The following is a 14654-nucleotide window of genomic DNA, read 5'->3' as shown; positions in this document are numbered from 1 at the left end:
TATTTTCTATAGAATTCACTGATTGAACATACTAACAGTAGTTACAAAGATAGTCTAAACGCCGAAATTATTACATTAAAAACCGATTTCATACTACTGCTATTTTCTCTAATTTTAATAGACTTAATTAAACGTTAATTCATTACTCGTTGGAGTTGGAATGGTAAATAGTTCAAATAGAAAAATACGAATGGGTATGATCGGTGGCGGTGAAGGTGCTTTTATTGGAGCTGTTCATCGAATTGCTGCTTTTATGGATGGTAAAATAGATCTCGTTTGTGGAGCATTTAGTTCAAGCTCTGAAAAGAGTTTGTCTTCAGGCCTAAGTTTACACATTGCAGCAGACCGCTGTTATTCAAATTATCAACAAATGTTTGAGCTAGAGTCTCAGCGTCCTACAGATGAAAAAGTTGATTTTTTTGCAATCGTTACTCCAAACCACCTACATTACCCTATTGCTAAAATGGCAATGGAATATGGCTTTCATGTACTTTCAGACAAACCTGCCACCCTCAACTTAGCTGAAGCGTTATCGCTAAGTAAAGTGGTTGAAAAAACAGGCCGCCTTTACGGTTTAACTCATACATACAATGGTTATCCTTTAGTTAAACAAGCTCGTCATTTAGTCGCTACAGGAAAGTTAGGTGCTGTACGTAAAATAGTCGTTGAATACAGCCAAGGCTGGTTAGCTTCAAAAGAAGATGAAGGCAGTAAACAAGCAAGTTGGCGTTTAAATGCTAAGCAATCTGGTATTAGTTGTTGTATGGGCGACATAGGCGTACATGCGGCTAATTTGGCTGAATATGTATCAGGCTTACAAATCACTCAACTTTGTTCAGATTTAAATTCAGTTGTAGAGGGTAGAACACTCGATGACGATGGCACCGTATTATTACGATTTAATAATGGCTGTAAAGGTGTATTAATGGCGAGCCAAATAGCCGTGGGTGAAGAAAACAATTTACGCCTACGTATTTATGGCGAACATGCCAGTATAGATTGGTCTCAGCAAGAACCTAATAGCTTATGGTTACGTAGTAATACTGAGCCAACACAACTTATTCGCACAGGTGTAGGTGAACTTTGCCCAGCAGCTCAACAAGCGATACGCACGCCAGCAGGTCATCCTGAAGGCTACTTAGAAGCTTTCGCGAATATTTATATGAACTTTACTCGTCAAATTACTGCATTTAATGCAGGTGCAACATGCGACAACGAAAGTTTTGACGTACCCGGAATACATGAAGCAATACGAGGTATGGCATTTATTAGTAACGCTGTATCAGCCAGTAATGAAGACACTAAATGGTCTGACTTTAGTATAGAGGAATAAATATGAAACAAATAAAAGGCCCTGCTATATTTCTTGCACAATTTGCAGGTAATGAATCACCGTTTAATAATTTTACTGAAATTTGCCAATGGGCCAGTGGTTTAGGCTTTAAAGGTATACAAGTTCCAAGTTGGGACGGTCGATTATTTGACCTACTAAAAGCAGCAGATAGCCAAGTTTATTGTGATGAAATTACCGGCATAGCAGCTGAACATGGCTTAGTGATCACCGAGCTTTCAACGCACTTGCAAGGCCAATTAGTAGCTGTAAACCCTGCCTACGATCAAATGTTTGATAGCTTTGCTCCTGATGAAGTAAAAAATAACCCCGCCGCTCGCACACAATGGGCTGTTAACCAAATGATGGCAGCAGCAAAAGCGAGTCAAAGATTAGGCTTACAAGGCCATGCTAGTTTTTCAGGTGCTTTGCTATGGCACACTATGTATCCGTGGCCACAACGCCCTCAAGGTTTAGTAGAACAAGGGTTTAAAGAACTTGCTGGCCGTTGGTTACCCATATTAAATGCGTTTGATGACGCTGGTGTTGATGTTTGTTACGAATTGCACCCAGGAGAAGATTTACATGACGGTGTAACCTTTGAACGCTTTTTAGAAGCAACAGGCAATCACCCTAGAGCAAACATTTTGTATGATCCAAGTCACTTTGTGCTGCAACAGCTGGATTACCTCGCTTTTATCGATATTTATCACGAGCGCATTAAAGCGTTTCATGTAAAAGATGCTGAATTTAATCCTTCAGGTCGAAGTGGTGTTTACGGTGGCTACCAAAGCTGGATAGATAGACCAGGACGCTTTAGATCGTTAGGCGATGGACAAGTAGATTTCAACGGTATATTTAGTAAGCTGACTCAACACGGCTTTGATGGTTGGGCGGTAATTGAATGGGAATGTTGTATTAAGCATCCTTTAGATGGCGCACGCGAAGGTGTAGATTTTGTTAATAAACATTTAATTCGCCCTACCGAAAGAGCCTTTGACGATTTTGCAGGCATGGGGGCTGATGAAGTACTTAACAATAAAATTCTTGGTATTAAATAATAAGTTATAACTTAATAACAGCCATAACGTTGACCAAATGCTCATCAAAAAAAGGATTTGGTCAACGTCAAGTATTAACCTTATAAATACAAAATCAGTACAGCTATTTTGGCTATACTCACTTTCTTCCTAAAATGTTTACACAGGTAAGTATTATTTATTTTTAAATTATGAATAAAATGGGTAGATTGTATGTAAAATACAAAAAACACTTACTCACATTCAATAACTATATAAGGTCTTAAAGGATATTTCATACTAGTTCTATTAATAAATTAGCATTGGTATTAATCACTATTCTCGAAATTCATTATGAAAAAAAACATCTTTCCAAGCAATTTACTCGGCGCATTACGCAACATTTTTTTAGCCGATTTCAAATTAAAAGCAACAACTTTATGTTTAGCGCTACCTCTTTGTAATAACAGTTTAGCCCAAGCAAACAATATAGAAACTCTGACCGTTATCGGTACGCATATCTCTGATACAAGTTCATCAGAACATATCCCCAATGTTTCAATAAGTGCAGATGAAATAGCTGCACTTACTCCCAATAGCTTTGCTGATATTTTACGTGGTGTTCCCGGTATTGATATCACTGAACAAGGTGGTGCAGCGGGGTTAACATTTTTGTCAATAAGAGGCAGTGAAGCGAACTTTGTTGTTATTCTTGTTGATGGTGTAAAAGTAAACGACCCAACCAATAGCCGTGGCGGTGCATTTGATTTAGGTACTATAGATCCTGAAATGGTTGAAAGCGTTAATGTTTATTATGGCGGCTATTCAACCGTACAAGGTAGTGACGCACTTGCGGGTATTGTTAGTATAAAAACCAAAAAACATTCAGCTGATAAATTAGGTAGCGTAAGCCTTACTGCGGGTTCCAACAGTGTTACCGTGGGAAGTATTCATTTAGGTAGTGAAGTTGCTGATATTGCTGATTTTAACCTATTAGCATCTTATCAAAACAATGACGATAGTCACTTTGGTGATGCGTTTCATCGTTCGGCTATAAATGCTTCATTAAGTTCAATTAATAATGACACAACGCTTTGGAATATTGGCTTATTTTACGTTGATGGACAAGGAGAAACCTTTCCAGAAGACAGCGGAGGAGATCGCCTCGCTGTACTCCCTTTACAAGAAGTAAGAGAGTTTACACAAACAAATACTAACGCGAATATACAACACAACCTTACTGATACATTTAATCTTAAGTTCAATGCCGCTACAACTAAACGTGAAGAAACGTCGATGAACCCAGGTATAGCAGAAGGTAAACTTGATGCGGTACCCGCACTAGATGTTGACTCACATTACAAAAGAACCGACTTTAGCTTAACGGCAAATTACGCCTACTCAAACAAAATTCAAATGGCCTTAGGCGCATCGATAGCTGATGAAGATGGCGGAATGGACAGTACTATTGATTTTGGCTTCCCCCTGCCTGCTGTTTATACATTATCTCGACACAATGAAGCTGTTTTTGCTGAAACCACTTTAGCCCCATTAGCTGGTCTAAATATAACAGCCGGTATTCGTCATGATAAAGCCGATGAGATTTCAGTAACCACTAATCGTGTACTTAGTCGTTATCAAATATCAACTGCTCATTCTTTTACTGCTCAATATAGTGAAGGTTTTAAATTACCGAGTTTTTTCGCTATAGGACACCCTTTAGTAGGTAATCCAGATCTTAAACCCGAGCTTAGTGAGAATTATGAACTTGGGCTAGATAGCTCATTTAATCAAAATAAGCTAACCACTCGTTTTAACCTTTATCAAAATACGTACAAAAACTTGGTGGATTTTGATCCTGAAACATTTACAAACGTTAACCGTTCTAAAGTACGCGCTAAAGGTGCTGAATTTGCACTAAATATTAAATTGAATGACGATTTATATGCTAAAGCGAATATTGGCTATGCTAAATTAGACACCTTTGATGCAGATATAAAACTCCGTAGAAGACCTAAGTTAAAAGGTGGATTTCAGTTAGATTATACACCACTTAATAATGTTTCGTTATTGTCTCGTATTACCTTTAACGGCAGCTATTATGATAGTTCTGTACCAACAGGAACTGTTGAAATGGCAGGCTTTGCACGCGTTGACCTTGCCTTACGTTGGAAAATTGAGAAGTCACTTACCTTTGCGTTTAGCGCAAATAATATATTAGACAACAGTTATGAAGAATCGGTAGGTTTTAGTAACAGAGGACCGGTTTTAACGGCTAAATTAACAAAAAGTTTATAATACCTATTTGAATAATATACCCGTTACCAATCGTAATAACTAAAAGTATGAAAAAGACCAGTGAATGCAAATTCACTGGCCTTTTAGCTTGTAAATTGAACAAAAATCATACTCGAAAGATCAACAGGCCCTAGTTCAAAAAAGTGATTGAATATAAATTAGCGGTCAAGGCATCTTTATCAACACCTTCAGAAATCACAACTAAAAATATAAGTGTCTTTTTAGTAATAGGCTCAAAGTTTAACGTTAATATTGCATCATCATAAGGCTTCAAACCACTATAACTGAATTGACCTTTGGTAATTGCATTGCCTTTCGCACTCCCTATTCTCAACTCAAACACACTTCCTTCAGGTAGCCCTTTCTTATATTTTTGCAGCAGTTTGATACCTGTTACTTGGTTAAGATCATACTCACCAAGAGGAAAATGAACTTCTTTACCTGACATAGCAACAGTTTTTATATTACCACCAGAAAAACGCACGCCTTCAACCTTACCTGCATTGTCAAACAAAGCTTTAGCATTAATAGTAGGTGCAATAAAGTTATGCTCATTATATTTTTCAATAGCCGACAGTCCTAATGCCCCGTTATCCCTATAACTCGCTTTTAATACATAAGCACTTTCATTAGTCACTTTAGGTAAGCGACCTACTAGCGGTAAGCTAGGTACTTTTGATTTGAGTAATAATATATATTGAGCAAGTGTTCCGCGTACTTCATCCGATAAAAAGTCGTGCGCTGGCATTTGATGATCGCCCCATTTACCTGTACTACCAGCAGCAATAGTTTGCTTTAAATAAGCGATAGGATCTTTAACTGAAGAATACTTGTCTGCCACTTTTTGGAAAGCCGGCCCTACAGAAGCATCTTGCTCTTGATGACACCCTGCACATAAATGTTTCTTAGTGGCTGCACGACCTGGACCATAGGGGTCGTTAGCTAAATGCCCTACAGCTTTTTCAGTTTTCCCTGCCTCTACTTTATTGAAAGTAATATCAACTCTTTCGAAATTTTCAGAGGTTTGAGTGATATTGCCATCCTCTAAATCACCAATACTTACACTGTACTTTGGTGACATTTGATTAGGCCAAATAAAGTCTTGGTTCCCCTCTACGCTAATACTAATAGTAGGAGGAGCATTACCTACTTCAATGATTTTATAAGCATTACGACTTTCACCTTGATGATCGGTTACCGATAGAAGCAGCCCAAAGCGTCCTTTTTCAGTAAAATCAAATGTAACATCACGCCCAGATAAAGCTTTAGCATGAGTATAGTCAGCTTTTTCAGGGCTTTGCTCTGTATCTAAATTTGTTATTTTCCAAGTATACGTTAGGGGATCGTTATCAGGATCCGTAGAGTTTTTTGCAGAAGCTTTAACAGCAAAGGGTACAACCCCTTGCGTATTTTCAATACTAATTTTAGCGTTAGGCGATCGATTACCTGCTCCGGTATAAATAACACGCGATAACTTGGCATCGATATTACCTGAGTGCCATTTTGAACCATACTCTAAAATATAAAGTTCGCCTTTGCTGCTAAACATTAAATCAATAGGAGCTGTAAATTCAGCATCTGGAATAAATTCTTCTATTTTGTAAATGTCGCCATTTTTGTCACTAAAAACCACTTTGATCCAACGACGCATAAAGTCTGAAATAAATAATCCCCCATCGTAGTAACTAGGTAAGGCTTTTGGACCTTTTGTAGTACGATAAACCCCTGCAACCAAAGCATTACGAGAACCTGCGCCTAATTCAGGAAAAACATCAGAATTGCTATAGGGATACCAAATATAAGCGGGTTGTGCTGGAGGAATATTTTTTGCCCCTGTGTTTCTAGGGGAGTTATTTATTGGGTAAAGAGGATTATTCCATTTACCTGATTCTTGTGTCTCATAATCAAACTGACGATAAGCTTTATTATTGCCAATAAATGAAGGCCAACCAAAATTACCCGCTTGTGTAACTTTGTTTATTTCGTCGAATCCCTTAGAACCGTATTTTTCATCATATCCTTTAGCATCTGGGCCTACATCACCGTAATAGAGTGTTTGTTCTTTATCATCAAACGCAATAGTGTATGGGTTTCGTGTTCCCATCACATAAATTTCAGGTTTCCCTATACTTGAGTTAGTAAACAAATTACCTTCTGGAATAGTGTACGAACCATCTTGTTGAGGGGTAATACGTAAAATTTTACCGCGAAAGTCTTGCGTATTTCCTGATGAACGATATGCGTCGTGAGCAACTCGACCCTCTCTAAAATCTGAAGGCCCAACACCATGAGATTCAAACGGATTAGCATTGTCACCTAAGGCAATAAATAAATTACCTTTAGCATCAAACTCCATATTACCGCCGGTATGACAACAATTACCTTCACTAGGCGCATCTAGCATATCAATTCGACTTGATTGATCTATTTCGCCGTTTTTTAGTGTGAAACGAGACACGCGTTGTGTTAAATCTTTATCAGAATTTGTTGATGAAGCGTTATACATTAAATATATGTGCTGGTTTATCTCAAAATTAGGATCTAATGCCAGAGCCAATAAACCAAACTCACCAAACCCATCAGGTGAATATACATCAATTTTACCGATTTCAATCATAGCGTTTGTAGAGAGTTCAACGCGCTTTACTTGACCTTTTCGTTCAACATAAAAGAGCGTATTACCATCTTTTGTTATATCTAAACTCACAGGTTCGTTGAGTGAATCTAATAAAACTTCTTTCGCAAATCGGTTAGGTTCAGGTCTCGATTTTTCATAATTTCTTTCATTATTACCAATAGCGTATTCGATACCACCTAATAAATGTGCCATGTAAATAGAATGACTAAAGTTATTAGCATTATGTCCTACACCTGTATAAAAAGAACGGCCACCGTCAAATTCGTGATACCAAGCAATAGGATGATACGCCCCATGCCCGCCACCGTTATAAGAGCCTTCATCAACGCTTATTAAATCAATTCTGCGATCAGATAAACTTTTAAAGTCGTACCATTCGTCAGCCACACTAAAAGAGTCAGGAAGTTCGGCAGTAGAAGGATGATCTTTTCTAAGTACTTTAAGCTTTGCAGTTTGTACATTTGACGGAATACCTGGGTGACTTTTGAAAACGGCGCCTACAAGACGTCTATACCAAAACCAATCACCACCCGATTCAGTATCGGTTGCCGAATGAATACCAACAAATCCACCGCCTGCTTGTATATAACGCTCCATAGCAACTTGCTGTTGCTTATTAAGAATATCACCTGTGGTATTTAAGAAAATTAGGGTTGAAAAAGTTGAAAGTTTAGCATCATTAAAAATAGACGCATCTTCTGTAGCAGTAGCTTTGATCCCTTTATTGCTAAGAGCTTGCGTTAACTTTTCAGTACCTAATTCAATAGATTTATGCCTCCAGCCTTTAGTTTTACTAAAAATTAAAACGTGCTTAGGTTTCTCAACACTCATTTTTTTAGGTGACTTATCTGACTCCCCACAACCACTCAATACAAAAGTGAAAGAAACAAGAAATAAAGAAACAATTAAACGGTGGGATAAATTCATATAGATAATGCCCTACAAAGGAAGATACTTATATCGACTATACCAAGAAGTTTATAAAACTAACTTAAATAGCGGTAATACGAAATCGCCTTATTTTGTAAAAAAATCGGCGTTTCGTATATAAAATATAGCCTATGATTCTCATGCAACTTCAAGAGACAGGATTAACGGCAGTTATATCTTTTTATAAGGGAACGACCATTATTACAAAGCATTGCCTTGAATTGATATCGCTCAAGCACCCTGAAATAGGCATATTGAGTGGTAGGTATAAATAGTATTTATTATTTTCGCAGTACAAAGCAAACATTGTTAACAGTAAACAATATGTAAATTTATAGTAGGTTTATTGTTAATAACATGAATAGTTAGAGAACCTCCCGTCCAGAAAACAAAAAAAACCATAAAAAACATAAACTAAGACTGTAATTAATATTTTTTAAGTTATAATTATTAAAAATAAAATAATTATGCACTATTATTAAATAAGCATTTAAAGTGCCGGATTAACCTCTACGAGATATTATTATGTTCAAAATGGAAAGTTTGAAAACTAAAATCATGTTGCTTTTAGTGGCTATTGGTATTATCCCCGCAGTTATCATTAGTGTTGTTACCACCTTTAATAATTCGGACGATGTCTCAGACAAGGTTTACAACCAACTCACCGCTATTAACCAAATAAAAAAGCAATCGATTGAAACCTATTTTAAGGAAAGAAAAGGCGATATGTCTGTACTCGTGGATATAGCCAGTACCATGAAAAAACAAGCTTTCATGAAACTTTCTGCGATTAATTCAGTAAAAAAAGCACAGCTAAATGATTATTTAGCCAATAACAACACCCAACTTGAATTACTGGCTAAACAAATAGAATTACAAACCAATTTAACCACTTTACTCTCTAGCTTTGCGGATAAAAATAAATGGAAAACCTTACTCGATAAGTATGATGCTTCATACAAACCTCTTTTAAACTATTTTGGTTGGTATGATTTTTTCATTATTAGCAACGATGGTACGATTATTTACTCTGTCACTAGAGAAAGTGATTTAGGACAAAACATTCCAAAAGACTTAAGTGAAAGCTCATTTTATCAAGCTTTTATCTTAGCCCAACAAAGTAAATCTACAGACATTCAATTCGGTGATTTTAAACCTTATGCGCCAAGCAACGATGACCCTGCTGCATTTACGGTCAAACCCGTTACCGTTAATGGCAAGCGCATTGGTTACATTGCCTTTCAACAGCCGATAGAAAAAATTAATAATATATTAGGCAATCGCGTAGGTATGGGAGAAACCGGAGAGTCTTATCTTGTAGGGCCAGACAAGCTAATGCGTTCTAACTCTTACCTTAACCCCAAAAATTATTCAGTTAAAGCCTCTTTTGCTGCAAACAATAAAGTAGAAACAACCGCAGCAATTAACGCACTAAATGGCAATAAAGATACTCAACTAATCAATGATTACAATAATAACCCTGTTGTGAGTAGTTGGGATTATTTAGAAATAGCAAATGGTATTCGTTGGGCAATTATTTCTGAGGTTGATATAGCCGAAGCATTTAATCCCACCACATTTAAAAATGAAGAGTTTTATAACAACTATATAAAACAATACGGTTATTATGATTTATTTCTTATTGATGCTAGCGGCTATATTTTTTATACCGTCGCAAAAGAAGCCGATTATCAAACCAATATTTTAAGTGGAAAGTATGCCTCATCAAATTTAGGTACCTTAGTTACTCAAATTAAAGATAATGGACAATACGGCTTTGTTGATTTTGCCCCTTACGCTCCAAGTAATAATGATCCTGCTGCTTTTATTGGCCAACCTATATTAGACGCCAAAGGAAAAGTTTCATTATATATTGCCCTGCAGCTTCCTATTGAAGGCATACAAAATATCATGGGCATAAGAGAAGGTATGGGAGATAGCGGTGAAAGTTATCTTGTAGGAATGGATTTAAAAATGAGAAGTAATTCGTTTTTAGACCCCGAGGGGCATTCTGTTAACGCAAGCTTTGCAGGCACTATTGATAAAAACGGTGTTGATACCCAAGCGACAAGAGATGCTTTAGCTGGCAAAAAAGGCACGAATATAATCACTGATTATAATGGAAATCCCGTGCTATCGTCTTTTGACCGTATAGATTTTGACAACTTCAGCTGGGCTATTTTGTCAGAAATAGACGAACCTGAAGCATTTGCTTCCATCAATAAAAATACAAATTTCATGATAATCCTCATGGTAGTATTTGTAATTGTTATTGCGCTTGTGGGTATATTGTTTGCGGGTAAAATAGCATCTCCCATTATCGTGGTATCCGAAGCTGCACAACGTGTTGCCAAAGGTGATTTAACCATTAAAGTTGCTAAAACATCCAATGATGAAGTCGGCCATTTACAAATAGCCATTCAACAAATGATAAATAACTTAGCCAATATTGTTAAAAATATTGAAATGGTTTCTCTTCAACAATCAAGTACTTCAGAAGAATTAGCTACTATTACCACTCAAACGAGCCAAACACTATCGGCTCAAAGTGTTGCATCAGATCAACTTAAAACCGCGATGCAAGAAATGGGAATGACTGTAAATGATGTAGCCGCAAGTGCCTCTACAACATCTTCTGCAGTTCATGAAATTCAGAGTAAGGTTACTGATAGTTCGAATAAAATAGACGACACCTACAATGCAATTCTTTCAATGACAGACAAAATACAAGATTCGGAGCAAAGCGTTCAAAAAGTACGTACTGACTTTAGTCAAGTGGTTACCGTATTAGATGTTATTAAAGGTATCGCCGATCAAACCAACCTCCTTGCTCTAAATGCTGCTATAGAAGCTGCTCGAGCAGGCGAGCAAGGCAGAGGTTTTGCCGTTGTAGCTGATGAAGTACGACAATTAGCTCAGCGTACCCAAGACTCAACCAAAGAAATAAACGATATGGTCAATACTATTATGGCGGGTGCTAATTCTTCAGTAGAAGTTATGGCTAATAGTGTTATTCAAGCAAATACCGTTAAATCTCACGCACAAGAAGTGAACGACCTTAATAAAATAATCAATGAAGAAATCAATCAAATTAACGATTTAAGTACCCAAATAGCAACGGCTGCAGAAGAACAATCTGTTGTAGTGAAAATTATTTTAGAAAGCGTAGAAACACTTAACATGGGTGTGGCAGAAACCAGTACTGCAACAGAACATATTGCTGAATCGAGTGTCGAGTTAGCCAAACTAGCCACTGACTTAGAAAGAGAAGTATCAGTTTTTAAAATTACTTAAATATCATCCCCTCCCTTTAAGCTTTGTTATAAATAACCTTATGACAAGGCTTTTTATCCCTCCCTCAAACCACTGAGTCATAAAACGCCTTAAACCAAGCGCGTATTATTTTAGATAAAACCATAAATGAATAAAATTCAACTATCAGGTGATTTCTTAACACTTGTCACATGTGTCAAGTATTTATAAGATGAACTTGTTTTTAGATCTCCCCGATTGATAAAACATATGTTTGTTGTTTTGGACGCCTTATGGCGTCCATTTTTTTTGCCTTTAATATTATAACCTTAGATTACTTAAGGTATTATACTCACCAAAGCACCATAATAGATCACACCGCTGCACCACAATAGTTCAACACACTTCAAATAATACTCTTAATTAAAAGTAAAAATTTAAACGATTGTTTTAAAAGATAAAATAAAAACTGACTAGCAGGTCTAATTATTGCTTTACAGTTTGTGACGTAACTACCTTGTTGTAAATGATATGCCAATCCAAACCCCTATTAGAGGCCTAAGGTCTTTTTGTATTGCCGCTAAATGTTTAAGTTTTAAACATGCAGCTTCGCAGCTTTTTTTAACACCTTCTGCCGTAAGCCATCAAATAAAACAGCTTGAAGAACAGTTGGGCATCACTTTATTTAAGCGCCAAACTCGCGCAATTGAACTCACTTCCGCAGGAAAGCAGTTTTATCAGTCGGTTAATCCATTGATTAACCAATTAGAATCTACAATTTCTGATTTCACAAACAGCCAGCAAAATAAAAATATCATCATTAGCATGCCTGAATTTTTTGCTAGTGAACTTTTTATACCTAGGCTAAGTGAGTGGGCTGAAGAAAACCCTAAAATCAACTTACAACTTGAAACAGTAAAGTCAGGTTCAGAACCTTCGCAAATTGCTGATTTATCAATTGTACTAGCGAATGGAAAACCAAATGCCAGCATAGTACACGACTTATTCCCAATTCGTTACGCACCAGCTTGTAATAAGGCACTTTATAAAAAATGGAAAGATAGTGATTTAGATGCACTAAATTCTATCCCTTTATTATTGCATCGCTCTCGTCCTTGGTCTTGGCATCAATGGGCTGAAAAAACAGGCCGTAGTAATTTCGACCCTAAACAAATCATCCAATTTGATAGTATGTTCGGCGTTGCTCGAGCAGCTCAACAAGGCATGGGGATCGCATTAATTCCCTTACCTATGAGTGAGACCTGGTTTAAAGAAGGTTCATTAGTTAAATTATTTGAAGATGAACTAGTAACAAATGACCGCTACTACTTAGTCCAACATGAGAACATGGAAAACAAAAAAGAACTCGAAATATTTGCTAAGTGGGTTAAATCAACCTTTGCAGATGAAATTTAGTTGTTAAATTAAAGCAATTTTTGGCTATGCACTAGTCAAAACTAGCCTTTCACTGGTAGAATTAAGGGTAAGTTTATTGTAAATAAATAAAGAGACAGATTTAAGATGGGAAGAGCTTACCAAAACCGTAAATTATCAATGGCCAAGACACAAGGCGCCAAAACTAAAGTTTATTCTAAATACGGTAAAGAAATTTACGTATGTGCTAAAAACGGCAGTACAGACCCTGACAGTAACTTATCTCTTCGTCGCTTAATTGAAAAAGCTAAGAAAGACCAAGTACCTACACATGTAATTGATAAAGCAATTGAAAAAGCTAAAGGTACTGGTGGCGAAGATTATAGTGAATCTCGCTATGAAGGTTACGGACCCGGTGGCTGTATGGTTATTATCGACTGTTTAACAGATAACGGTAATAGAACCATTAAAGATGTTCGTCAGTGTTTCACTAAAACAAATTCTAAAATCGGCTCTTCAGGCACAGTTTCTCATATGTTTGCGCACCAAGCTGTTTTTGCTTTTAAAGGTGAAGATGACGAATCTGTGTTCGAAAATCTATTAATGGCTGAAATAGACGTAACTGACGTTGAACTTGAAGATGGGATCATTACCGTATTTGCTCCACATACCGAATTCTTCAAAATAAAAACAGCGTTTGCCGATAGCATGCCTGAATATGACTTAGAAGTTGAAGAAATTACCTTTGTTCCTCAAACTTATACAGAATTAACTGATGCCGATGACATTGCTAATTTTGAAAAGTTTATGGCAATGTTAGATGATTGTGATGATGTACAAAACGTTTATCACAATGCTGAGTTACCTGCTGAAGAATAACGTAAAGCGAATAAACAAAAAGCATCTACTTATTCATGAAGTTAGATGCTTTTTTTATGTTTATTATTTAAATTAGTATTACTTCTTTGTAAAGCAAACTCTTTTATTTAATAAACAGTTACTTACTTTCTTCTTGTTTAACTTCTTGCCAATACACTTCAAGCTCATCAAGTTTATGGTCTGTAAATGCTTTAGATGATTGATTTACTTTACTTTCAACAGATTGGAATCGTTTAGTAAACTTTTGATTCGCTTTACGTAATATGGTTTCAGGATCTTGCTTGGCATGACGACACAAATTGACTACCGCAAACAATAAATCGCCTAATTCTTCGCTCAAGGCCGCTTCATCACGATGAAGCTCAGCTTTAACCTCTTGCACTTCTTCTTCAATTTTAGCAAAAACATCATCAACATTATCCCAATCAAAACCTACATGTGAACAACGTTTTTGTATTTTAGCTGCTTGTGATAATGCTGGTAAGTTTTTAGGAATATCGGCTAAAATACTTAAACGCTCTTCATTATTTTGCGTGTTATTTTTCAGCTCTCGCTCTTTAGCTTTTTCATTTTCCCAGTTAGCTTTAATCTCAGCATCTGTACTTAATGATGCGTCTGAGAACACGTGCGGATGACGCCTAATAAGTTTTTCGCAAACAGCTTCTACTACATCATCAAAACCAAATAGTTTTTCTTCTTCGCCCAATTGACTATAAAAAATCACTTGAAACAGTAAATCACCTAATTCTTTTTTTAGTTCAACATAATCTTGCTGTTCAATCGCATCAGCAACTTCGTAAGCTTCTTCAATAGTATGAGAAACAATAGAGGAAAAGGTTTGTTTAATATCCCACGGGCAGCCATATTCAGGATCTCGTAATTGGGCCATAATCCATCGAAGTTTTTCAATAGACGATTTATCGTTTAGCATTAA

General features: G+C 36.6%; 8 protein-coding genes. 6 read left to right on the top strand and 2 right to left on the bottom strand.

Annotation, left to right across the window (positions count from 1 at the left end; all coding sequences use genetic code 11):
* The first annotated feature begins 160 nt into the window (after positions 1–160).
* The 3 genes from ACM9HF_RS16875 to ACM9HF_RS16865 all read left to right on the top strand — a co-directional run bounded on the left by ACM9HF_RS16875 (position 161) and on the right by ACM9HF_RS16865 (position 4647).
* Positions 161–1333: a Gfo/Idh/MocA family protein gene (locus ACM9HF_RS16875; RefSeq protein WP_473611793.1), complete on the top strand. Its 1173-nt coding sequence runs from the start codon at positions 161–163 to the stop codon at positions 1331–1333.
* 2 nt (positions 1334–1335) lie between these two features.
* Positions 1336–2391 (top strand): sugar phosphate isomerase/epimerase family protein, encoded by a 1056-nt coding sequence (locus ACM9HF_RS16870; RefSeq protein ID WP_473611790.1) that lies wholly within the window; start codon positions 1336–1338, stop codon positions 2389–2391.
* A 312-nt stretch (positions 2392–2703) separates the two neighbouring features.
* The gene (locus tag ACM9HF_RS16865; protein ID WP_473611787.1) at positions 2704–4647 is read left to right on the top strand and encodes a TonB-dependent receptor plug domain-containing protein; all 1944 of its coding nucleotides are present in this window, start codon (positions 2704–2706) and stop codon (positions 4645–4647) included.
* 130 nt (positions 4648–4777) lie between these two features.
* Here ACM9HF_RS16865 and ACM9HF_RS16860 read toward each other — a convergent pair whose 3' ends face one another.
* Positions 4778–8212, bottom strand: coding sequence for a ThuA domain-containing protein (locus ACM9HF_RS16860; RefSeq protein ID WP_473611783.1), 3435 nt, complete (start codon positions 8210–8212; stop codon positions 4778–4780).
* Positions 8213–8758: 546 nt separating this feature from the next.
* On the opposite strand from ACM9HF_RS16860, the gene ACM9HF_RS16855 reads away from it, so the two are divergent.
* The 3 genes from ACM9HF_RS16855 to ACM9HF_RS16845 all read left to right on the top strand — a co-directional run bounded on the left by ACM9HF_RS16855 (position 8759) and on the right by ACM9HF_RS16845 (position 13720).
* Entirely contained in the window at positions 8759–11509 is a 2751-nt protein-coding gene (locus ACM9HF_RS16855) for a methyl-accepting chemotaxis protein (RefSeq protein WP_473611780.1), read from the top strand.
* 495 nt (positions 11510–12004) lie between these two features.
* Entirely contained in the window at positions 12005–12883 is an 879-nt protein-coding gene (locus ACM9HF_RS16850; protein ID WP_473618325.1) for a LysR substrate-binding domain-containing protein, read from the top strand.
* A 105-nt stretch (positions 12884–12988) separates the two neighbouring features.
* A complete protein-coding gene (locus tag ACM9HF_RS16845; RefSeq protein WP_473611776.1) occupies positions 12989–13720 on the top strand; it encodes a YebC/PmpR family DNA-binding transcriptional regulator in 732 nt (243 codons plus the stop codon).
* Between the two features lie 118 nt (positions 13721–13838).
* On the opposite strand, the gene mazG is transcribed toward ACM9HF_RS16845, so the two are convergent.
* Positions 13839–14651 carry a nucleoside triphosphate pyrophosphohydrolase gene (mazG, locus tag ACM9HF_RS16840; protein ID WP_473611772.1) on the bottom strand — a complete coding sequence of 271 codons (813 nt, stop codon included), beginning with the start codon at positions 14649–14651 and terminating at the stop codon, positions 13839–13841.
* Between the last annotated feature and the right edge of the window lie 3 nt (positions 14652–14654).

Source organism: Colwellia sp. RE-S-Sl-9 (genome assembly GCF_048296855.1).
GTDB lineage: Bacteria > Pseudomonadota > Gammaproteobacteria > Enterobacterales > Alteromonadaceae > Pseudocolwellia.
This window is presented reverse-complemented; position numbering and strand designations above follow the sequence as displayed.